The 24,853-nt window shown below is 36.2% G+C and carries 12 protein-coding genes; 9 read left to right on the forward strand and 3 right to left on the reverse strand.

Features of this window, described 5'->3' with window-relative positions:
• The first annotated feature begins 6 nt into the window (after positions 1-6).
• From DMB71_RS01080 to DMB71_RS01115, 7 genes are all read left to right on the forward strand, one after another.
• On the forward strand, positions 7-1,023 hold the full coding sequence (locus tag DMB71_RS01080; RefSeq protein WP_008469304.1) for a GntR family transcriptional regulator: 1,017 nt from the start codon (positions 7-9) through the stop codon (positions 1,021-1,023).
• Between the two features lie 3 nt (positions 1,024-1,026).
• Entirely contained in the window at positions 1,027-2,619 is a 1,593-nt protein-coding gene (locus tag DMB71_RS01085) for a solute:sodium symporter family transporter (protein ID WP_111362920.1), read from the forward strand.
• A 469-nt stretch (positions 2,620-3,088) separates the two neighbouring features.
• Complete coding sequence (locus tag DMB71_RS01095; RefSeq protein WP_111362924.1) at positions 3,089-6,115, forward strand: SusC/RagA family TonB-linked outer membrane protein; 3,027 nt, start codon at positions 3,089-3,091, stop codon at positions 6,113-6,115.
• Between the two features lie 26 nt (positions 6,116-6,141).
• Positions 6,142-7,674 (forward strand): RagB/SusD family nutrient uptake outer membrane protein, encoded by a 1,533-nt coding sequence (locus DMB71_RS01100; protein ID WP_111362926.1) that lies wholly within the window; start codon positions 6,142-6,144, stop codon positions 7,672-7,674.
• Positions 7,675-7,868: 194 nt separating this feature from the next.
• Positions 7,869-10,817: a discoidin domain-containing protein gene (locus tag DMB71_RS01105; RefSeq protein ID WP_111362927.1), complete on the forward strand. Its 2,949-nt coding sequence runs from the start codon at positions 7,869-7,871 to the stop codon at positions 10,815-10,817.
• A gap of 79 nt (positions 10,818-10,896) precedes the next feature.
• Positions 10,897-13,236 (forward strand): glycoside hydrolase family 95 protein, encoded by a 2,340-nt coding sequence (locus tag DMB71_RS01110; RefSeq protein ID WP_111362929.1) that lies wholly within the window; start codon positions 10,897-10,899, stop codon positions 13,234-13,236.
• Positions 13,237-13,320: 84 nt separating this feature from the next.
• Positions 13,321-15,588: a GH92 family glycosyl hydrolase gene (locus DMB71_RS01115; protein WP_204251754.1), complete on the forward strand. Its 2,268-nt coding sequence runs from the start codon at positions 13,321-13,323 to the stop codon at positions 15,586-15,588.
• Between the two features lie 163 nt (positions 15,589-15,751).
• Here DMB71_RS01115 and DMB71_RS01120 read toward each other — a convergent pair whose 3' ends face one another.
• The 3 genes from DMB71_RS01120 to DMB71_RS01130 all read right to left on the reverse strand — a co-directional run bounded on the left by DMB71_RS01120 (position 15,752) and on the right by DMB71_RS01130 (position 21,530).
• On the reverse strand, positions 15,752-19,066 hold the full coding sequence (locus DMB71_RS01120; protein WP_111362933.1) for a DUF5107 domain-containing protein: 3,315 nt from the start codon (positions 19,064-19,066) through the stop codon (positions 15,752-15,754).
• Positions 19,067-19,084: 18 nt separating this feature from the next.
• A complete protein-coding gene (locus DMB71_RS01125; protein ID WP_111362934.1) occupies positions 19,085-20,494 on the reverse strand; it encodes a sugar porter family MFS transporter in 1,410 nt (469 codons plus the stop codon).
• Between the two features lie 127 nt (positions 20,495-20,621).
• Positions 20,622-21,530: an AraC family transcriptional regulator gene (locus DMB71_RS01130; protein WP_111362936.1), complete on the reverse strand. Its 909-nt coding sequence runs from the start codon at positions 21,528-21,530 to the stop codon at positions 20,622-20,624.
• Between the two features lie 138 nt (positions 21,531-21,668).
• Here DMB71_RS01130 and DMB71_RS01135 point away from each other — a divergent pair, with 138 nt between their 5' ends.
• Both DMB71_RS01135 and DMB71_RS01140 read left to right on the forward strand, forming a co-directional pair.
• Positions 21,669-22,691, forward strand: a complete 1,023-nt coding sequence (locus tag DMB71_RS01135; protein WP_111362938.1) for an aldose epimerase family protein — start codon at positions 21,669-21,671, stop codon at positions 22,689-22,691.
• Between the two features lie 36 nt (positions 22,692-22,727).
• On the forward strand, positions 22,728-24,659 hold the full coding sequence (locus DMB71_RS01140; RefSeq protein ID WP_111362940.1) for a glycoside hydrolase family 97 protein: 1,932 nt from the start codon (positions 22,728-22,730) through the stop codon (positions 24,657-24,659).
• The last annotated feature ends 194 nt before the right edge of the window (positions 24,660-24,853 follow it).

Below are 24,853 nucleotides of genomic sequence, written 5' to 3' on the forward strand. Positions count from 1 at the left end.
CGATTTATGAAGCAAATTATTCAGCAGATCAAAAATCTTGAATCTATAAATTCCTTATCTAAGCATGAGCAATTGGTTCAGGGAATAATTAATGCCATTGATGAAAAGGTAGTCGTAAAAGGCGATTTACTTCCGTCTGTAAATACTTTTATAAGCGAACTAGGTTTTGCGAGAGAAACCATTGCAAAAGCTTATAAAGAATTGGTGCACAGAGGAATTATTGAATCGAAAAACCGATTGGGGTATTTTGTAGCTACCAATGATGTAAAGCAGGAGTTAAAAGTGGCATTGCTGATATTTGCTTTTGATATTTTTCAGGAAATGTTTTACGAGAATTTTAGAAAAGGACTTGGCAAAAATGTGCAATTGGATATTTTCTTTCATCATAACAATTTTGATACGTTCGAGAATATAGTTCAAAGCATAAAAGGAAAATACGGAATGTTTGTTATCGCTCCGATTCCGAATAAAAAAACACCTGCTGTCTTAAAACAATTGCCTACAAACAGAGTGCTGTTGGTAGACCGTTTTATAGAAACAGATGAAGATTATAATTATGTTGCACAAGAGTTTGGAGATTCGTCTTACAACGCTTTTGTGCAGCTTAAAGATAAAATTAAAAAGTACGATGAACTTGTTTTCTTCTTCAAGCCATCGTCTGCAGAACCTAATGAAATCTTAAATTCTTTTAAAAGATTTATGAAAGACTATGATATCAAGGGAGTTATAAAAGAAGAATATACTGCGGGTTCATTAGAAAAAGGAAAAGTATACTTTACGATTCACAATTTGGAACTTTGGGAAATGCTTAAAGATTCTAAAATTAAAGGACTTAAGATAGGTAAAGACATTGGTTTTATTTCACATAACGATGATATTGTAAAAGAGATAATTTTTGACGGAGTAACCACGTTTTCTACAGATTTCTCTGAAATGGGAAGAAGAGCAGCCGATTTTGTGCTGAACAGAAAAAAAACGCAGGAAATCATTCCAACAGTTCTTATCGATAGAAATTCGCTGTAGTTTATGAATGTTTTATCGATTGTTAGTTTCCTACTGATTACGGGTTTAGTTGCCGTTATCTCAGCAATAAAAACGCGAAAAAAAAAGGTACAGACAACAAGCGGACTTTTTTTTGCAGACCATAACAATAATTTTTTTATAGTTGGAGGTGCTTTACTGCTCAGTAATATAAGCGCTAATCAGTTTATAGGTGAGAACGAATCTATCTATACCAACAACATGAGTGTTATGGCATGGGGCGTAAGTTCTGTGCTGGCCATGCTTTTGGTGGCGGAATTTTTTCTTCCCATCTATTTCCGAACTGGCGCGATGACAATTCCCGATTATTTGGGTAAACGTTACGATCAATCGACTAAGAGGCTCGTATCGATTATATTTCTATGCAGTTATATTGTTAATCTGCTTCCAGCCGTATTGTACGGTGGCGCAGTCGCACTGACTGGAATGTTTAACTTTTTAGATCCGTTTGGGTTTAGTTATTGGCAGAGTATCTGGGTAATGGTCTGGCTGATAGGTCTTACTGGTTGCGCTTATTCTGTTTTGGGCGGTTTGCGAGCCATATCGATCAGCGATACTGTTTTGAGCGTTGGTCTGCTGACTATTGGTATTGCGTTTCCTTATTTCGGATTTAAATTCTTAGGAAACGGAGATTGGTTCAAAGGACTTCATATTTTGCTTTCAGAAAATAAAGAGCACTTAAATGCAATCGGTGGGCCTCATGATGAAATTCCGCTCAGCACTATTTTTACAGGTATGTTTATCATGAATCTGTATTATTGGGGAATGGAACAGTTTATTGTCCAGCAGGCACTTTCGGCAAAAAGTTTATCTCATAGCCAAAAAGGTATGGGGCTGGCTTGCTTAGGAAAGCTCTTATGTCCTTTTATTATCAATATTCCTGGATTGGTTGGAACTCATCTTTATAAAAATCTAGAAAATACAGCAGAAGTTTTTCCTCTTGTCATCAAGGATACAATGCCGGGAATCATGATTGGCCTAACAGCAGCAGTTGTTTTAGGGGCAGCAATAAGTACTTTTAATGCAGGACTTAATAGCAGCAGTACTTTATTTGTCCTTAATCTTTACAAACCATGGCTGGAGAAAAGAAATAAAGAAGTAACAGAGGAAGATCTGGTTTACACAGGACGTAAATTTGAAATTATTGTCTCAGCCTTGGCTATGTTTTCGGCACCATTTATCATTTTTAGTAAAGCTGGTTTTTACACTTACCTGCAGCAATTAGGCGGTATGTTTTGTGTGCCCATTTTTACTATTATTCTGATTGGTTTTGTATTTAAAAAAGTACCGCCTCAGGCAGCAAAAACAGGTATGATTTTCTTCATTTTGAGTTACATTCTCTTTAATTATGTATTAGATATTAAATTGCATTATCTGCATATGTTGGCTCTTCTTTTTGTGCTGACTTCAATATGTATGCTTTTGGTTTCCAGATTTTATCCAACTTACAATTATTCGGAAATCAAATTAGAAACAGTAGAATTATCGCCTTGGAAAAATCGTTATTGGTATTTTGGCGCTTTGATAATCGGAATGATTGGTCTTTTTATTCTATTCTCAAAATGGGGAATAGCTTAGTAAAGGTGCAGAGGTTCCGAGGGACAAAGGTTCAAAGGTTTATCTGTAGAGACGCACTTCAGTGCGTCTTTTTTTATGTTTTTAGGTTAAACCTGACAGGTTTTTAAAACCTGTCAGGTTTAATTTATAGATAAATTTCTTGAGAATGAGTTCTTTAATTTGTACACTTTTTTCCTTGGTTTTAATTGAACCTTTTTTCTTTTTTGTCTGACATTTCTTTAAATTATCATATCTTTTATTTTCTTTTTCCTTTTTTATGTGCCGTATTTGTGGCAAAGCCGAAATAAATCAACAAAAAAAATAGCAAATTCTTAAAACATAAATTTGGATGTAATGAAAATATTTGTATGTTTGTAATGTTGTAGTATAGTATAGTATAATATAAGTCAATTCGTTTTCTCGTATTTTAAATGCTCAATAAATAACAAAAAACTAACTAACTAATTTATTAACTAAAAACCAAATTATTATGAGAATTGCAATAAGATACTTATGCTTCTTAGTAGTTATGTTGTATGCCGGCACACTTTACTCCCAAACCATAACTGGTAAAGTTAAGGATGAACAAAATTTACCTTTACCAGGGGCAACTATTCAGGTTAAAGGTACTCAGAATTCGACAGTAACAGACATTGATGGCAGTTACAAATTATTAAACGTAAAATCTGGCTCCACGCTTGAGTTTAGTTTTATTGGATTTGATAAGCAAACTGCAATTGCGAACAAGTCTGAAATTAATATCTCTTTGACTCCAAGCACTCAGGAACTGACAGAAGTGGTAATAGTTGGAGCCGCTATGAAAAAGGGAGATCTAACAGGTGCCGTAAGCAGTGTTTCTGGAGATAAGCTTAGAGAGGTTCCTACTCCAAACGTAGTCCAAGCGCTGCAAGGCCGTGCGTCAGGGGTATATGTGCAGCAAAGCGCAGTGCCTGGCCAAACTGGTTCAATAAGAATTAGAGGGAATAATTCTCTAAACTTTGGCGGTAACCCAATATTTGTAATTGATGGTTTGATTACAGATAGCAATTTTGAAAACATAAATCCTGATGATATTGCGAGTATGGAAGTGCTTAAAGATGCTTCTGCTACCGCATTGTACGGTTCAAGAGCTGCAAATGGAGTAATTGTAATCACAACAAAAAAAGGTTCAAGATCAGGAGAAGCAAAAATACAGTATGACACATGGACTGGTGTATCTGAATTTGCAAGAACTATTCCTCTGATGAACGGCCAGCAGTTATTTGATTTAAGAGTTGACGCTTATGCAAATCGTTATATGGATGAGAATCCTGGTGCTGATCGTGCTGCTTATATTAATCAAATTAAGTCAGATGGTTCGACTGTATTTGCACCTTATGAATTGGAATCTTACAGAACTGGTAAAAGCTACAATTGGCTAGATCAGGTAACGCGTTCAGGTTTTCAAACCAATCATAATTTAAGCTTTAGCGGAGGAGGAGAAAAAGGGACTTATTTTGTGAGTTTTAATTATGTTGATCAGGAAGGGCTTCTTAAAAATTCTGATTTTAAAAGGTATAATGGAAAAATTAACCTTACTCAGGATTTAAAATCATGGCTCCAGTTTGGTACAAATACGACCTTTTCAAGAAGTCAGAGCAATTACCAAGAAGGAAGTGCCTTTGGTGTGGCATTGGGAGCAAACCCGCTATTGCCTATAGACCCAAAAGCTACTTATCTGAGATATGGTGAAGTATTTGATCAAAATCTTTACAATCCAATAAAAAGTCTTGACATCATAAATACAAGTACGCGCAATAGACTTACAAGCAGTAATTTTTTAAGCGCAAAACCAGTAAAAGGACTTGATATCAGAACGAATCTTTCTGTGGATGTTATAGATCAGGCAAATTTTGATTATGTGCCAAGTTATACTGGGCAATCACTTAGAAATTCTATGAATGGCGAGGCGCACCATTATAGATATTCGCAATTAAATTATCAATGGGATAATACCGTAAGCTATAGTAAAGTTTTTGCTGAAAAGCATGACGTAAGTATAATGGGAGGATTTTCTGTACTGAGTAATTCAGGTAATAGTACAGATGTAAGAGCTCGCGGATTTGTTAGTGATGACTTGACATACATGGCATTATCAGGAGCTTATCAAAAAGACAATGCACAGTTAGGATCGAATTTTACAGATTATACAAACCAATCGTATTTTGCAAGAGCTAACTATACTTTTGATGGAAAGTATAATATTACAGGAACAATCAGAAGAGACGGTTCTTCTAAATTTGGTCCTAATAACAAATGGGGAACTTTTCCTTCTATAGCGGGAAGCTGGGATATTGGTAAAGAAAACTTCCTTTCTGGATTTGAAAAATTAAGCCAACTTAAATTTCGTGCAGGTTATGGTATGGTAGGAAATCAGAATGTAGATGCTTACAGGTACTTTGCATTATATAATGCACAAGTGAGCAATAATTCTGGAACTTACGTGTCTGATAATTACATCGATAATTTTGATTTAAGATGGGAAAAACAAAAACAATTTAATATTGGATTAGATGCTGGTTTCTTCCAAAATAGATTGACTGCAAGTGCTAACTATTTCCACATCAATAATGATGATCTTTTGATGCTGCGTAATATGCCAGTTTCATCAGGATATAAATATAAACTGGATAATATCGGTTCTACAACTAATGAAGGATTTGAATTGGAACTTAGCGGAGACATTATTAAAAACAAAGATTTTAAATGGAATGTTTCTGCTAATATATCATCGGCAAAAAATAAGGTTACAAAACTTTATGGAGATGCTACAGAGATATACAATTTAGGCGGTTACAGCAACAATGAGATCCAGCGTACTGGGAACTTTTTCTTAGGGAAATCAGTAAACACGGTTTATGTATTTCAATATGATGGGATAGCGCAGCAGGGAGAAGATCTTACTAAAGTAAATTATGGTAGCCGAACTGTTCAGCCTGGAGACATTAAAATTAAAGACCGTAATGGAGATGGCGTAATAAACGATCAAGACAGATATGTGGTTGGCGATTTGAATCCTGATTATTATGGTGGTTTTTCTACAGATCTTAATTATAAAGGTTTTGGATTAAATGCAGTATTTGCGTATTCAATAGGAGGTAAGAGACCAAGTGGGACTTACGAAAGCTATATGAACTCTGGAGGAATGAGTGCGGCTCATACAGATCTTTTGGATCGTTGGACTCCAACAAACACCAATACAGATGTGCCAAGAGCTTATTATGGAGGAGGAAGATATACTTTAGGAGAAACAGATAAGGCGATACAAGATGCTTCATTCCTTAGATTAAATGCGCTTACATTATCTTATACATTGCAAAACAAAGTTGCAGAAAGTGTTTTTCTTAAAAATGCAAGATTTTATCTGACGGGATCCAATCTGTTTATTATAACTAAATATAAAGGATATGACCCTGAAGGAGGAGATTCTTATCCGATTTCTAGAGCGATAGTTATGGGATTAAATGTAACTCTTTAATCAAATTAATTCTAAAAATTATTTTTATGAAAGCAAAAATTATAGCCTTTATGGCCCTAACGATATTATCCGCTTCCTGTTCTTCAGATTTCTTAGATCAAGAACCAAAAAGTTCTCTTACTGCTGCACAAGCATACGGAAGTTTAGGCAAGATAGAACCTGTTCTTTTGGGAGCTATAACAAATTGGAGAAATATGCAAAAAGACCGTGCAGGACTTTATACTTCTCTAGGTACAGACGAAGCGCAACAAGGAGCTTTGCAGGTGACAGGAGATGCAAACCAAGCGGGACTAGATTTGTACAATGGTTTCTTAAGCCAGGAAAATCAGGCAATTGGGCAATTGTGGAATGACAGATGGCCAGTAATAGAAGTTGCAGCTCAGTCTATCAGAGCATTAGGAATTAATACCGAAGATGATAGTGCAAAACGCGATCTTTTAATGGGTGAAGCTAGTTTTTTGAGAGCAACGCTAATGTTTGAGCTTACGCAATATTGGGGAGAAATACCGATTAATGATAAAGCAAAATCGGCAGAGTTTGGTTTAAAGCGTCAGCCTTTAGATTTGGTCTATTCTTATATAGTTGCCGATTTGGAAAGAGCAGTAGAGAAACTTCCTGTAACACAAAGCAATCCTGCATTTCCTGCAAAAGGAGTAGCTCAGGCACTTTTAGGAAAAGTATATCTATATGCGCCAGAAGCATCCGGATACCGTGATTATAATAAAGCAAAACAATGGTTTGAAGCAGTTATTAAATCTGGAAAATATAGTTTATTGCCTAATTACGCAGATGTTTTTAGCCCAGACCACGCTAATTCTTCAGAATCTTTATACGAATGGCAGTATAACAACAACTGGCCAGATAATAACCAGATACAATGGCAGACAGGTTCAAGAGTTTTGGCCAATATGGATCAATATGCCTATTTTGGAGGTTACGATTTGATACTTCCTACTCAATATTGCTATAAAGACAAAACGGCTGGAGGATTATGGGAAGCTGGTGACACACGTAAAAATGCCAGTATCCGTTATGATTTTACTTATAAGGGAGTTACGCCAACACTTCCTGCAGGTTTTGGTGGTGATGAGCTAGATCCACACATTAAAAAATACGAAGATATTCGTGTAGATGGAAAACAATCATTTTGGAATTCTGGTAAAAATAAAGCTTATATCAGATACTCTGATGTATTGCTTAGCTATGCAGAATGTTTAAATGAATTAGGAAGCACAACAGAAGCTGAAAGTTATGTGAATCAAGTTCGAACAAGAGCTTTTGGAGGAACATTGCCGGCAGGAATGGCTTGGAGCGGACTTTCTCAAACGCAGTTTAGAGATCAAATTCTAGATGAACGTATGCGCGAATTGGCTTTTGAAGGATGGAGAAGAATGGATCTTATCCGTACAGGAAAATTGGTAGAATTGGTAGGCGCTCGCAACAAATGGGCAAAACAAAACGGTACCATTGCAGCATTTCATAACCGTTATCCTATTCCAATTGGAGAGATTAAGCTTAACGATGAGATTGGCCCAGAGGATCAAAATCCAGGCTATTAATATCTAAAAAAAATTCAATAGTAATTTTTATTTTTTTGGTTCATGTGGTTCGGTTAATGCCACAGTTTTGATTTGTAATGCCATTTTGGGTATAGGTAGTAACAGAACTGAGTTCTTCTGTTCGAAAAAGCTTATTCCAAAATGGCATTCTTATTTCTTATAATTCAATAATTTTTAATCATTCAAATAACAGTATGAAATTTTATACTTATCAGGTTTATCTCTATTTATTTGTTTTAAATGCCATTTCGTTCAATTTTTACGCTCAGAATAAAGTAAGCCTAAACTCTTCTGATATTGTTTGGAAGGTAAAGCCACAAGCAGAAATAGGAAAAGACAGCCTTAAAATGTTTGCTCCAAATTATGCCGATAGCGATTGGGTAAAAGCAGTTGTTCCAGGCACAATCTTTAATTCTTATGTCGTAAGCGGATTAGAAAAAGACCCTAATTTTGGAGACAATATATATCAGGTCGATAAATCAAAATACGATCGCAGTTTTTGGTATCGTTCTGAATTTGCCATTCCGGAAAATTTCACCAAAGAAATCATCTGGCTAAATTTTGAAGGTATAAACCGTGAAGGAGAAATTTACCTTAACGGAAAAAAAATAGCAGTTTTAAGCGGAATGATGCAACGCGGCAAATTTGATATTACAAAGCTTGTAAACCGTAAAGCAAAAAATGTCTTAAACATTTTAGTAAGCATTCCGAAACAGCCATTAAATAACTACGGAAGTCCAACTTACATTTCTAGCGCAGGATGGGATTGGATGCCTTATGTTCCGGGATTAAATTCTGGAATTACCGACGATGTCTTTTTAACCAATACCGATAAAGTCACAATTGAAGATCCATGGATTCATACCAATCTGCCAACAAATGCACGCGCAGATCTGGAAGTAAAAGTAGATTTGAAAAATACATCTTCACAAAATCAGGAAGGAGTTCTAACTGGAGTGATAATGCCAGGCAACATAACCTTTTCTAAAAAAATAAATCTGGATGCTGATGCAATTACAAGTGTAAAATTGACAAAAGAACAGTTTCCGGAACTTTCTATCCAGAATCCTAAATTATGGTGGCCAAATGGTTACGGCGATCCTAATTTATATACATGCCAGTTTACTTTTAAAATTGGAAATGTAGTTTCAGATAGCCAGAAAATAACTTTCGGAATTAAAAAATATACTTACGATACAGACGGCGGCGTTTTGCATATTGCCATAAACGGAAAACGTGTTTTCTTAAAAGGAGGAAACTGGGGAATGAGCGAGTATATGCTTCGCTGCAGAGGTGAAGAATATGATCTTAAAGTAAAGCTTCACAAAGAAATGAATTACAATATTATCCGTAATTGGCTGGGTTCAACAACAGATGAAGAGTTTTACGAAGCCTGCGATAAATATGGCATTATGGTTTGGGATGATTTTTGGCTGAATGCCAATCCGAATCTGCCATTGGATATTCATGTTTTCAACAGTAATGTAATCGAAAAAATAAAACGTGTGAGAAACCATGCCAGCATTGCGATTTGGTGCGGCAATAATGAGGGTCTTCCGCAGCCACCCTTAAATGGCTGGATTGCCGAAAATATCAAAACTTTTGACAACAACGACCGTTATTATCAGCCTTGTTCCAATACTGGAAACTTAAGCGGTAGCGGACTTTGGGGCAATAAAGATCCCAGATTTTATTTTACAAAATACCCGGAACCTTATCAAGGCACAGGCGATGGGCCAAGCTGGGGATTAAGATCTGAAATTGGTACAGCTGTTTTTCCTAATATCGAAAGCTTTAAAAAGTTTATTCCCGAAAAAGACTGGTGGCCAAGAAACGATATGTGGGATAAACATTTCTTTGGACAAAAAGCCTTTAATGCAACTCCAGATAATTATGATAAAAGCATTACCGAACGTTACGGCAGACCAAATAATCTGGAAGAATATACCAGAAAAGCACAGCTGTTAAACATAGAAACCAACAAAGCCATGTACGAAGGATGGCTCGATCATATGTGGGAAGATGCCTCTGGAATCATGATCTGGATGAGCCAGTCTTCATACCCTAGTATGGTTTGGCAGACTTATGATTATTATTATGATTTGACAGGAGCATATTGGGGAGTAAAATCAGCTTGTGAGCCTATGCATATTCAGTGGAGTCCTGTAGACAATTCGGTAAAAGTGATCAATACAACAGGAACCGATTTTAAAAATTTAAAAGCCGAAGCCGTTGTGTATAATTTAGATGGAAAATCGGTAGAAAAGTACAAACAAAATACAGCAGTAGATTCTTATTCAAATACAGCTGTCGAAAGTTTTGTAATTCCGTTTTACGCCAATCAGAAAGATTTGGCTTTTCAAAAAAATGTTACTGCATCCTCTACTGATGGAGGAAATACCAGAGATGTTGCAGACGGAGATTCAAACACGCGCTGGGCAAGTAATTCGACAGATAATGAGTGGATTTACGTAGATCTTGAAAAAGAGTATATTGTGAATCGAGTGGTCTTAAACTGGGAAAATGCCTTTGGAAAAGAATACAAAATCCAAATTAGTTCTGACGCCAAAAACTGGACAGATATAAGTGTGATTAAAGATGGAGCGCAAGGTCTTCAAACTATTTCATTTGATGAAACAAAAGGCCGTTACGTTCGAATGTTAGGCATAAAACGCGGTTCTGGCTGGGGATATTCTCTATACGATTTCAAAATTTTTGGAGCCGAAACCAATATTGACACTTCCGATTTAAGTCCAGTGCATTTTATTCGACTAAAACTAAAAGATGCTTCAGATAAATTAATCAGTGAGAATTTTTATTGGAGAGGCACCAATATGAAAGATTTTACAGAACTAAATAAGCTGCCAAAAGCAAAGATAAATGTTTCAAGTAAAGTCATAAAACAAAACAGGAAATACATCATTAAATCGAAAGTTTCAAGTCCGTCGGGAATAGCTTTTGGAATTCAGATTCAGACGTTAAACGAAAAATCGGGAACTCAAATTTTGCCAGCAATTGTGAGTGACAGTTATTTCACTTTGCTAAAAGGAGAAAGCAAAGAAGTGACAATCGAATTTGATGAGACAGCTTTAAAAAATGGAGAAAAGCCTGTTGTAAAAGCGATTCCATATAACAAATTATAATACCAAAATTTAGTACAATTATCACAGATTAAAACCATTTCCAATTTTTTTAATCTGCGACCAAAAACAACAAACAATTATGAATATCAAACAAATGAAAACACTGCTTTTTATATTATTGCCATTATTAGGCTATTCGCAAAGCAATCCGTTAGAGTTATGGTATACCAAACCAGCAGCCCAATGGGAAGAAACACTGCCTTTAGGAAACGGAAGATTAGGTCTTATGCCTGATGGCGGAATTGCAACTGAAAAATTAGTTTTAAATGAAATTACTTTATGGAGCGGATCTCCGCAAGATGCCAACAATTATAAAGCCTACAGTTTTTTGCCTCAAATTAGAGAATTGCTATTGGCTAATAAAAATAAAGAGGCCCAAAAATTAATCGATGAGCATTTTATCTGTACAGGAGCAGGTTCTGGAAGCGGAAATGGAGCCGATGTGCCATTTGGCGCCTATCAGGTTCTGGGAGACATGACGTTGAATTTTGATTACAAAACCAAAGCGCAGGCCCAAAATTATACTAGAAATCTAGACCTGCAGACTGCGGTTGCCGCGACTCAATTTACAATTGACGGCGTAACGTATAAACGTGAATATTTTACAGGGTTTGGTGATGATGCTTCTTTTATCAGACTGACGTCAAGTAAAAAAGGAAAGCTGAATTTCACTGTTCAGCTCAGACGGCCAGAGCGTTTTAAAACTGTAAACGGCACTGATAATTCGATAGTAATGACTGGTCAGTTGAATAACGGAACTGATGGAAAAGGAATGAAGTATGAAGTAAAGGTAAAAGCCCAAACAACAGATGGAAATGCAGTTTATGCCAATAATGCAATTGAAATAAAGAATGCAACAGAAGTAGTGCTGTTTATTTCTGCTGGAACAGATTATAAAGATAAAAACTTCGAATCTTCGGTAGATAAAATTCTAGAGGCAGCAATGCTGAGCAAATATCAGGATCAGAAGAAAAAGCATATTGAGAACTATCAAAAGTTGTTCAATCGTGTGTCTTTGAGTTTCGGAAAATCAGCGCAAAAAACATTGCCTACAAATGAACGTTTAGATGCTTTTATTAAGCAGCCAGATGCAGATACGGCGCTTCCGGTTTTATTTTACCAATACGGGCGTTATTTGAGCATAAGCAGCACCAGATTAGGATTGCTACCGCCAAACTTACAGGGATTATGGGCGAAAGACGTACAAACGCCTTGGAATTCCGATTATCATTTGGATGTAAATGTTCAGATGAATCATTGGGCATTAGAAACAGCCAATTTATCAGAATTAAATCTTCCTTTAAAAGATTTGACTAAAGCGATTGTGCCAAATGGAGAAAAAACAGCCAAAGCCTATTACAATGCTGATGGTTGGGTAGCACACGTAATTACCAATGTGTGGGGCTTTACAGAACCAGGAGAAAGTGCTTCTTGGGGAATCACAAAATCAGGATCAGGATGGTTATGCAATAATTTATGGAGTCATTATCTGTATACAAACGACCAAGCTTATTTGGCAGAAATTTATCCGGTTTTAAAAGGAGCAGCACAATTTTATAAAAGCATGCTGGTAAAAGATCCAGAAACAGGGTGGTTGGTAACCTCACCATCTGTCTCTCCAGAAAATTCATTTTTGCTTCCAAATGGAGATGCATCTCATGTTTGCATGGGACCTACAATCGACAATCAGATTATTCGCGAGCTATTTAATAATGTTATTATCGCGTCAAAAAAACTTGGATTGGATAATGATTTAAGTACTGAATTGGAGAAACAATTAAAATTATTACCGCCTCCAGGAGTTGTCAGCCCTGACGGAAGAATCATGGAATGGCTAAAAGATTATAAAGAAGAAGACCCACATCATCGCCATATTTCTCATTTGTATGGATTATATCCAGGGTCTTTAATTACTCCAGAAAACAAACCTGAACTTGTAGACGCAATTAAAAAAACGCTTGAAGTAAGAGGAGATGATGGAACAAGCTGGTCAATTGCATACAAAATGCTATTTTGGGCCCGTTTAAAAGATGGAAACAGAGCATATAAATTATTTAAGACCATACTTAGGCAAACAAAGGATACCAATATTAATTACGGTCCTGGCGGTGGTGTGTATGCAAACCTGCTTTCTGCAGGGCCGCCATTTCAAATTGATGGAAACTTTGGTGCATCAGCAGGAATTGGTGAAATGTTAATTCAAAGTCACGCTGGATTTATAGAATTATTGCCTGCAATGCCAGATGCTTGGTTAAAAGAAGGAGAAGTAAAAGGACTTAAAGCTGAAGGGAATTTTACTATAAACATGAAGTGGAAAGATGGAAAAGTAGTTCAGTACGAAATCAAATCTCCAGCTCCTGATAAAGTGAAGATCAAAGTAAATGGAGAATTAAAAAAAATTACTTCTGCTAAATTGTAATCTAATAAAACTTTTTAGACCTGACTGGTTTTTAAAACCAGTCAGGTCTAATTTATTATGCTCATTTTCATAAATCTCTATAAAATGAATCTCAATAAAATGATACTTTGTGGCGCTATCTTGAGTTCCATAATTCTTGGAGCACAAACTAAAGAGAAAATCACTTCTCATGTAAATCCGTTTATTGGAACAGGAGCAGCACAAGGTTCACCGCTTTCAGGAAATAATTATCCTGGTGCTACAGTGCCATTCGGAATGGTACAGCTAAGTCCAGACACCCGAAACACACCAGATTGGAGTGTTGCCTGCGGTTATAATTATAACGATACCACTATTGCAGGTTTTAGTCACACGCATTTAAGCGGAACCGGAGTAGCCGAATTATTTGATGTTATGCTAATGCCTTTCAGTGGTAATATTGTAAAAGAAGAAACGGGACAGAATGCATATCAATCTAAGTTTACGCATGATAAGGAATCTGCAAAACCGGGTTATTACAGTGTAGAACTTTTAGATTATCAAATAAAAGCCGAATTAACAGCAACAACACATGCGGGTTTTCATAAATACAGTTTTCCTAAAAATAAAGAAGCGCACATCATTGTTGATTTAGACCATTCAATGAAAAAATCGGATTGGAATACTCGAATTATTTCATCTCAATTATCATTTCCAAATGATCATAGTATTGAAGGATTTCGAATTATTACGGGTTGGGCACCTATGAGGAAAGTATATTTTCATGCCGAATTTTCACAGCCAATAATTCGCAATCATATTACAGACGGAAGTAATGTTTACAACAATGCAAAAGTGGTTAATGGCAATGCAATTCGGGCAATATTAGATTTTAATGCTTCAAAACAGCAGGAAATTTTGGTGAAAGTGGGAATTTCTGCCACAAGTATTGAAAATGCACGTTTGAATGTGCAAACCGAAATTCCAGCTTGGGATTTTGACGGAACAGTAAATAATGCCGATGCCATTTGGGAAAAAGAATTGAGCAAGATAAAAATTGAAGGGACAGAAGAACAAAAGCAGATTTTTTATACCGCTTTATACCATACATTCATTCAGCCCAATACATTATCAGATGTGAGTGGAGATTATCCAGCAGCCGATTTTACAGTTAGAAATTCATCCAAGCCTTATTATACGACGTTTTCTTTGTGGGATACTTATCGTTGCGCACATCCTTTATATACTTTGATTCAGTCCGAAAGAACCGCTGATTTTGTAAATAGTATGCTGGCATATTACAAAGTTTTTGGCTATTTACCAATCTGGCAGTTATGGGGACAGGAAAATTACTGTATGATTGGCAATCACGCTATTCCGGTTATTGTGGATGCTGTACTGAAAAAAATCCCAGGAATCGATGCCGAAGAAGCCTTTGAAGCCGTAAAGAATTCATCGTTGCGAGAACATCCTGGATCGCCATTCGATATTTGGAAAAAGTATGGATATATTCCAGAAAATTTAAAATCACAGTCAGTTTCATTGACTTTAGAAATGGCTTACGACGACTGGTGTGTAGCTGAATTGGCAAAGAAACTTGTTAAAATCGATGATTATAATCATTTTGCAAAACGTTCTCAGTTTTATAAAAATCTGTATGATAAAGAAATAAGTTTTTTCAGGGCAAAAGATGACAAAGGCAATTGGATTGGCCCTTTTGATCCGTTGAAGTATGGAGCAAATGGAGGTTATCCGTTTACTGAAGGAAATGGCTGGCAGTACTTTTGGTATGTTCCTCAAGATTTAAAAGGACTTATAAATTTGGTTGGAGGAGATCATGCTTTTGCCAAAAAACTAGATGCTTTTTTCACATTAGAAGACAAGCCAGAAGAAGTAAATGATAATGCTTCGGGTTTTATTGGCCAATATGCGCAGGGAAATGAGCCAAGCCATCATATTGCTTATTTATACAATTATGCAGGCCAGCCTTGGAAAACCCAACAATATACTGCTGATATATTGAAGAAAATGTACAATACAACTTCTTCGGGTTATTCTGGTAATGATGATTGTGGCGAACTTTCGACTTGGTATATTTTTAGCGCCATTGGATTTTATCCTGTTAACCCAGCAAGCGGTACTTATGTTATAGGTTCTCCGCTGTTGAAAGAAGCCTCTATTGAATTGAAAAAGGGAAAGGCTTTTAAAGTTAGTGCTAAAAATGTTTCAGATGAAAACATTTATATCCAAAGCGCCAAATTAAATGGTAAAACCTATACAAAGACTTTTATTTACCAATCTGATATTGATAATGGAGGTGTCTTAGAATTTGTAATGGGATCAAAACCAAATAAAAATTGGGGAGTTAAGCGAGACGATAAACCGATTAATTAATTTTTGCTTCAAATTTCCTGCAGGTTTTCAAAACCTTGTAGGCGTATAAGTTGTAATCCAAAGTAGAGCAAACCTACGAGGTTGTGAAAACCACCTTGCAGGAGTACTAAAAGCAAGACCTGACAGGCTTTTAAAACCTGTCGGGTCTACTACTTAAAATAACTTAAACTGAAACCGATTCCTCATTTTTTAATAGCGAAAGGTGTATCGTTACACCCGAATGGATTTTCTCTTCAGAAAGAACACTTTTAAATGTCTGTCCCGCTTCAGCTTTTTTATCAAGACCTAGAAGACCTAATCCTTTCATGTACAAGCAATGAATTTTGTTTCGCTTGTCTAAATCATCCTCCCAAATCATAAGATCAGGAAGTGATACTGCAAAATAATCAATCGTAACATGATCATGTACATGTTTTTCTGCATAGGCAACAAACTTCTCGAAGCGTTTATTGGCTTCTGGAATGTTGTTTAGTTTTAAGAAAGCCAATCCTTGATAGAAAATTTTATCTGGCTGCTGATCATTATAAAAAATCGCTGCTGTAGGTTCTTCCAATCCCTGAGTTGCTTTTTGCCACCAATTTTTAGCTTCTTCTAGATTGTTTTTCTTTTCGAAAGCTACTCCAAGCCAATAATGGATATCATTTTCTTGTGCGCCCGGCAGTTTTCCTTCACCTAAATTTTCAGGATACGTTTGCGCTTGTTCTAAAAGCGCTATGGCTTTATCATAACTCCCTTCAGTAATGTGCTGTTTAGCAATTTCAGTCAAAGAAATCAGGTATTGGCCGCTTACTTTTCCTTCACCGCCTTCCCAAGGATGGAAAATTCTATTTTGTAATAATGTTAAGGCTTTATCATGTTTCCCTAGTAAATTATATAAAGCGGCTCTTTCTAAATACACATCATCTCTTTGAATAACCAATTCTAGATGCTTTTCTAAGAAAGCAAGTCTAAAGACCAAATCTCTGTTTAAACGCTTATACAATTGGTCTAATTCCATTAAAATTCTGGAATCTTCCGTATCCAAAGAAAATGCTTTTTCTAAACTTGCAAGTGCTTTTTGCTCATCATTCAATTTATTGTAATATGCCAATGACAAGTTGCGATGAACAGTTGGGAAAGAGTCGTCGATAGCAACCGATTTTTCCCAGCAGGAAATAGCATCATCATAGAATTTTGAAGCATACCAAAAGTTTCCTAAATAATACAACGCTTTTGCGTCATTGGTTTGTTTTTTAATTACTTCAGAAAGCACTAAAGCGGCCTCAATCTGATTTGGAAAACAATAGTCTGGTTTTGCTTGGGAAGCCATTTTGAAACATTTTTCGGCTTGACCGAAATCATTTAACTTTTCATAAAATGAACCTGCAAAATACCACGCCATTGGATACGTATTTTCATCTTTCAAACCTTCATTTAATAATGCCGCGGCTTCTTCGTATAAACCAGCTGCATTGTAATCTAAAGCATATTCGATATACGTGTGAATGTTGTTTCGGATCAATGCATTTAGGTACGTTAGATCTTTTTTATCGGTACTTAAAATATACTTTTCGTATAGCAATCCAAAATTAAACGAATCATTCTGCAAATAATGGTCTGCAAGTTGAAGCGCTTTTTCTTTTTGATTTAATTTTCTAAGAAACGCTACTTGCAAATGCAGTGCTTTATGGTCTTCACTATTTTTAGAAATAGCTTTTTGGATGTGTTCCAAAGCCAATTCAAAATCACAATTTAAAGCATCAAGCTGTGCTACATAAAAATAGCCTTGATTTTGCCAAGCTGCATTCCAAGTCGATTTGTAGAAAGCATCGTAAGCTTCTTTGTTTTTGTTCTGATATTTAAGACATAACCCTAAATTGAAATAAGCTTCACCATCGTACGGATTTGGGTTTCGCTGTGTCAATGTTTTTATGGCTGCTCTAAAATAAGGTTCAGCTTCAGTAAATTTTGCTCTTCTCATGAGCCATAATCCCATTGCATTGTTGGAACGAACATCGCCAGAATCGCGTCTAAGAGCTTCTTCGTAATATGGAATCGGACTGTAAGTGGCGTGTCTGTATTGCTCTAAATGCTGTGCTGTAAGGAACAATTGTTCGCTATTCTCGATAGCTGTAGGAGAAAGCGCAGGTTTTGCAGCTTCCGGAATTTCGTCTTCGTTTTGAGCTTCGTAATTCCAATCCACTAGAACTTTATCATCTGCATCGGTCACAGAAATTGATAAGCCTTCTAAAGAGGCATTGTGTTTAAAATCAATAGCTTCGTCAAACGAATTATATGGAGACGCATCATACTGTTTTTGGAATAATACAATATCGTTGTTTTTTAAAGTAACGGTTGTTTTTGGATAAACACCTGTTGTGTAAGCTTTAATAACAAGTTTGTTGTCAATACTTTCCAGATTAACCATTGCATTTTTAGTAGCATTTTTTACAACTCCCAAATCGCGATATGGCATAAAATATTGTGTAAATTCTTTTTGCTCGCCTGGCATAATCCAAGTAAAATCAGGCTGATTATCAGTATAGACACCACACATCAATTCGATATACGGACCATCTTCATCGGTAAGATTACGATCCCAAGCACGTCCAAAATCGCCGTGCCCCCAAGTCCATTGTTTTTTTCCAGGAGAAACATGATGATTGGCAACGTGCAATAAACCGCCTTTTGAATCATTTTCGTATCCGCCTACAAAATTATATTTGGAAGCAATTGCCATGTAAGATGTTGGAACCGGAATGTTTTTGTAACGAGAAATATCAGTTCCCGGCGAATAATCTACTTTATAATACGTTCCTTTTGCAATTGGAAAAGACGAAACGTCACGTTTGCCATGATCAAAAACAGCGTTTACATCCGGTGGAAAAACCGACTGATAATCGTCATTTACCTTTACAGCAGGATTGGCCCACCATAAAAAAGTCTGCGGAAACGATGTTCTATTGTACAATTGTGCTTTAATTTCCAGATAAGCTTTATCAGGATATAATCTAAAACCAGCCATACCTTTGGTTCTAAACATACGTTCTACTTCACTGCACCAAACGGTTGCACTTCCATCTTCATGTTCTTCGACCGTAAAATCAACAGGATCAAAAGTGGTTGGTCTATGGTGCTGAGGCCAGTTAAACTCGATTCCGCCAGAAATCCAAGGTCCGGTAAGTCCAACCAATGCGGGTTTTACCACTTGATTGTAATATACAAAATGACGTTCTTTGGTTTTATCATAAGCCATATGAACACGCCCGCCAAGTTCTGGAAGAATCATTATTTTAATAAACTCGTTTTCAAGGTAAACGGCTTGGTATTCTTTGTTGGTTTTTTCGTCAGCGATTTTCTCAATAACCGGATAAGGATATACAGATCCGTTACTTCCCTGATAAACTCTTTTCTCAATAAATACAGGATTTTTTTCAGGTTTGCCCACCTCATAAGTTGGCAGGATTATTTTTTCCTTCCAAACATTTACTTTTTGCATGATGTAATGAAATTTAAATTATTGAATATTCTTTGATTCTTTATCAGAAACCATCAGTTTTTCAATCTCTTCGAGACTTTTGTTTTTGGTTTCAGGAAGTTTTTTGAATACAAACAAGAACCCTAAAGCACAGATAATTCCGTAGATCCAGAAAGTTCCAGATGTGCCAAGGTATTCGTTGAAGATTGGAAATGTTTGTACCAAAAGTGCGGATGCAATCCAGAGTGCAAATGTGGCAACAGACATCGCAACACCTCTGATTCGGTTAGGGAAAATTTCAGATAAAATGACCCAGGTAATAGGAGCAAGAGACATGGCATAAATAGCAATAGCTAATAATACCAATAATAATAAAGGGAAACCAGTAACATTGGCATAGTAAAAGTACCCAAGTAAGGCGTAAATTATAGCAAGTCCAGCTGAACCAAAAAGCATTAGTTTTTTACGCCCAAGTTTGTCTACAGTTCCCATGGCAACCAAAGTAAAAATAAGGTTAATACTTCCGGTAATTACAATATTCATAAACAAATCGTTGATGCTGTAACCTGCCGAAACAAAGATTTCCTGAGCATAGTTAAAGATAATGTTGATACCGCACCATTGCTGGAAAGCAGCCAAAACAATTCCAATAACTAAAATTGGCAAAGCTTTTTTGTCAAACAGCATTTTGAAATCGGTACCTTCTGTTTCTTCAGTAAAAGTTTCTTTGATGGTTGTGATTGCTTCTTTGGCGTAGGCTAATCCGCCAATTTTGGCTAAAGTATTTTCTGCTTTGTCATGACTGCCTTTTTTTGCAAGGTAGCGAGGGCTTTCAGGAATCAAAAACATTAATATAAAGAAAAGTACTGCAGGGAAAAATCCTGCCCAAAACATCCATCTCCAGCCTGTTTGTCCGTTCCATGAAGCTAGAATTTGCGCAGGAGAATAATCAGGAGGAATAACTTCTGTAATTAGCATATTGGTAATCTGCGCAGCAAGAATTCCAATCACAACTGTTAGCTGATTGATGGAAACAAATAATCCACGGGTTTCTTGAGGCGCAATTTCTGCAATGTATAAAGGAGAAATGGTAGAAGCGATCCCGATTCCGACTCCACCGATAATTCGCCAGATAATAAATACGGTAAAGGTTTCAGATGCTCCAGTTCCAAGAGCGCATAAGGAGAATAATACGGCAGCAATGATCAGGACAGGACGTCTTCCGTAACTGTCGGCTAATTTTCCCGCAACGGCCGCACCCGCGACACAGCCTACAAGCGCACTGCTCATTGCCCAGCCTTGTAAAGCCGGAGAATTTGTAATGCCAAAATAAAGTTCATAAAATGGTTTTGCACCGCCGATTACAACCCAGTCGTAACCAAAGAGTAATCCGCCCAATGCCGCAACAAGGCTGATTGATAATAAAAAGGTATAATTATAGTTTTTCATAAAAAGGTTTTATAGCTTTTGTAAAATTAGCGGAATAGGAACCTTTGATTTATGGATATTTTTTTTGAATAGATGGATTATAATCTGATTTTTGGGTATTGAATGCTTAAATGCGAAAACAATTGCGTTACTGCTTGTATTCGGTTCGATATTGTATAGGCGAAGTACTCATGATTTTTTTGAACAAACGAGAGAAATACAAAGGGTCGTTAAACCCTAAATTAAAACTGATTTCTTTTATGCTCATAGTGGTAAAACTGAGATACTGGCAGGCTTTCTGCATTTTTAGATAATTGAAATAATGTATGGGAGAATATCCCGTCTGCTTCTTAAATAGCGTAAAGAAATGAGAAGGAGAATAGTTAAAATAAGCGGCAACATCATTGATTTTTAAGGAAAGATCAAGATGTTTTTTCATATAGTCAATAGCCGACTCTATAGTATTATCCTCTGAAAATTTTCGGTTCTTTTGAATGAAGAATTTTTCATACAAAAAGGTATTTAATAACTGCCATAACGAAAGATTGGCAAATTCGAGATTGCTGGCGCTGTAACCGTCTTCCATAACATCGAGAATGTTTTCAAAAAGTTCAAGGCGTCTTTCTTCAAGTGATAATTGAGAGGCAGTCTCAGCATGTTCGGCAATAAATTTATCATAGAAAAAAGGAGCCTGAATTCCTGTAAAATGAATCCAGTAAATGCTCCACGGATTTTGCTTTAAAGCATAATAATCATGTGCAACTTCAGGAGGTATTATATAAAAGGTATTGGCTTTTAGCGTTATTGTTTTATTTTCTTTGCTTATAATGCCTTCTCCTTTATAACAATAGATTAAAATGTATTGCTTGCTCCCGTGTTTTCGTTTCATGGAATGATGGCTTGCATTAGGAAACACGCCAATATCTGTAAAATACAAACTCGCGATAAGCGGATTCTTTTTTATGATCGAAAGTATATTCTTTGGAATTACGATCATTCGCTGTCCTAGAAAACCTTCTTTGACTTTTATTTTTTCCTTTTGAGATGCATTTTTCATTTTTCCAGAATCTTGTTTTTCAAATATCGTAATTTAATCCATGCTTTCGCAAAAAATGTCCATTTTGAGAACAATAATCAAAACTAAATTTGAAATTCTATACTAACACTTCAGATTTTAACCTTTTTGTAAAACGATATGAATCCTACAAATAATATTGTTTGTGAGTCTTTTGGCTGGCATGATGGGAAAGAGATTTTCAAATTTCAGATCACAAATATTCACGGCAATTGTGCCGAACTTATTAATTATGGAGCCATAGTAAAATCCATAGTGATGCCAGATAAAGAGGGAAACAAAGAAAATGTGGTTTTAGGATTCCCAACTTTAGAAGGATATGTAAAAGATCAATCTTATATAGGAGCAACTGTTGGGCGTTTTGCCAACAGAATTAATAATGCGGCATTTTCTATTGAAAATAAAACGTATCATCTCGATAAAAACGACGGTAAAAACAATAATCATAGTGGTTCAGCTGGGGTTAATAACAAAGTGTTTGATTTTATTGTAGAAGAAGATGCCGTAATTTTTTCTCTTGAAACTGAAAACGGAGAAGGAGGTTTTCCGGGGAATTTGAAAACCAAAGTGATCTATAAATGGACAGATCAAAACGAACTCAAAATTGAATTTTTGGCGGAAGCCGATGAGGCAACTCCACTAAACTTTACCAATCATTCTTATTTTAATTTGACTGCCTGTAAAGAAATAATATACCATCATCAGCTTACTATTCAAGGATCTAAAATTCTGGAAAGTACAGCCGATTATATTCCGACCGGAAAAATTTTACTTGCCGACAAATATTTGTTTTTTAAGGATAAGCTGAAAGACGTGATGAAAAACAGCGGACTTAATCTCTATTATATTTTTGATAGAAATGCTAAAAATGAAAATCCTGTCTGTGAATTGTATGATGAAAAATCGGGAAGGATAATGCATGTTTACACCTCTTATCCAGGAGTGCAATTATATACTGGAGATTATTTGAACTGTGATAGTATCGGAGAACATAATAAACGATACAGCTCATTTGATGGCCTCTGTTTAGAATGCCAGTATTATCCTGACAGCCCTAATCATAAACATTTTCCGAATACGATATTCCAATCGGGACAAGTTTATAACGAAACTATAATTTATGCTTTTGATGTAATCCAATAACAAAAAAAGAACTATCACCTCTAAATAATTATATAAATGAAAAAAATGTTTCTTAACCGATCTTTAAGTATGCTGATACCCGCAGTATTTTTTATACTGACGAGCTGTGTCGCTCAAAATGAAGAACTTTCTTTAAAGTCTAAGGACAATCAAAATAGGATTGAGCTGTCTTTAAGCCAAGACGGGAAATTGTCTTATAGAGTTACCCGCAAAGACCAAGCGATAATTTTAGATTCGCCTCTTGGATTAAATTTCGAGAATAATGATTTTACTTCAGGACTATCTGTTGTAAAAGTTTCGCCAATTGAAGAAAAGCGCGAAAAATACGAGCTTAAAGTTGCCAATAACAAAGTTGCAGATCATATTTTTGAGAGCAAGAGCATTACATTCAAAAATAGCAAAGGCGCTTTAATGACAATAGATTTAATTGCAGGTCAGGAAGGTGTTGCTTTTAGGTATAAGTTTCCTGAGCAGGAAAAACAAACTAGAATACTTAAGAATGAATTGACAGGTTTTCATATAGCTCAGAATGCAAAAGGATGGTTGCAGCCTTATAACAAAGCAGGAGATTATACGCCAGGTTATGAGGATTTTTATATTAATGTAAAGCCTGGAGATCCTATAAAAGGTGCAAGAGGTGAATCAGTCGGCTGGTGCATGCCAGCGCTTTTTAATGTAAACGAAACTAAAAATTGGGTTTTAATTGCAGAATCAGGAACAGACGGCTCATTTCCGGGCTGTCACTTAGATCCAGATTCTAAAGACGGAATTTACAGCATTGCTTTTGCTAAAAATGATGAAAAATTCACACTGCCTTTAGCCGATAAAGGAATTGCTTATCCGGAATCAAGCTCGCCTTGGACAATGCCGTGGAGAGTAATCATGATTGGCGATAAAGCGGGAGATATATTATTGTCAACGATGATTACCGATTTGGCTCCAGCTTCTAAAATTGCAGATACCTCATGGATTGTTCCCGGAAAAGCGGCTTGGTCGTGGTGGTCGCATCCTGAAGATTTTACACCAGAGATGTATAAAAAGTTTACGGATGTTTCGGCGTCATTTGGATTTAGATATACGCTTTTTGATGCTGGATGGGAAAAAGCCAACAAAGAAGGAAAAATTATTGATCACGCTTTATCAAAAGGAGTTCTGCCATTGGTTTGGGGATATTCGGCCGAATATTTTGATTCAGATAAGAGAAAGAAAAGATTCAAAGAGTTGGCAGATATGGGCGTAAAAGGAGTTAAGATCGACTTTTGGTGTTCGGATAGACAAGAAGTTATGGGAACGCTGCAATCGGTTTTTGAAGATGCGGCCAAAGAACATCTTTTGGTAAACCTGCACGGTACAACTGTGCCAAGAGGCTGGCATAGAACATGGCCAAATTTTGTAACAGCAGAGGCTATTTTAGGAACTGAAAGTTATTTTTATGAGCCAAGATTTCCTGAAAAAGCAGCAGAGCAAAATACCGTATTGCCATTTACAAGAAACGTTGCAGGTCCAGCAGATTACACGCCATTTGCTTTGACTTTTAGAAAATACACTCGTTTAAATACAGCTGCGCACGAATTGGCTATGGCAATGATTTACACTTCGGGAGTTATTCATTTTGCCGATTCAGAAGAAGTTTTCAATTCGCTTCCGAATGAATTGAAGAATTTATTAAAAGAAATGCCTGCGACTTGGGATAAAACAGAATGTATCATTGGTGAACCAGGCAAGGCTCTAGTGTTGTCACGCCAAAAAGATAATCTTTCTTATGTTGTTGGCATCAATGGAACTAATGCAAATCAGCCTATCACAATTGATCTTAAAAAATACGGCAAAGGCTTTTCAAAATTCAGAATCATCTCTGAAGGTAAGGACCCGTTGATGGATTTTAAAGTGGAAACTCATCCAATAAATGCTAAGTGGAAATACAGTATGGCTCGAAAAGGCGGATTTATTATTGAGTTTGTGAAGTAATAATTGACTAATGGAAGGAGAAAAGGCGCTTATTTTTTTAAGCGCCTTATTTATTGCGTGAAAAAACAAGAATAATGAGATGGAAATGCACAAATTTTTCGCGTCACTAGAACAGCAGATCTATAGTCCTTAGTTAGTTAGTTAGTTAGTTAGTTAGTTAGTTAGTTAGTTAGTTAGTTAGTTAGTTAGTTAGT

The organism is Flavobacterium tistrianum (genome assembly GCF_003254545.1).
Lineage (GTDB): Bacteria > Bacteroidota > Bacteroidia > Flavobacteriales > Flavobacteriaceae > Flavobacterium > Flavobacterium tistrianum.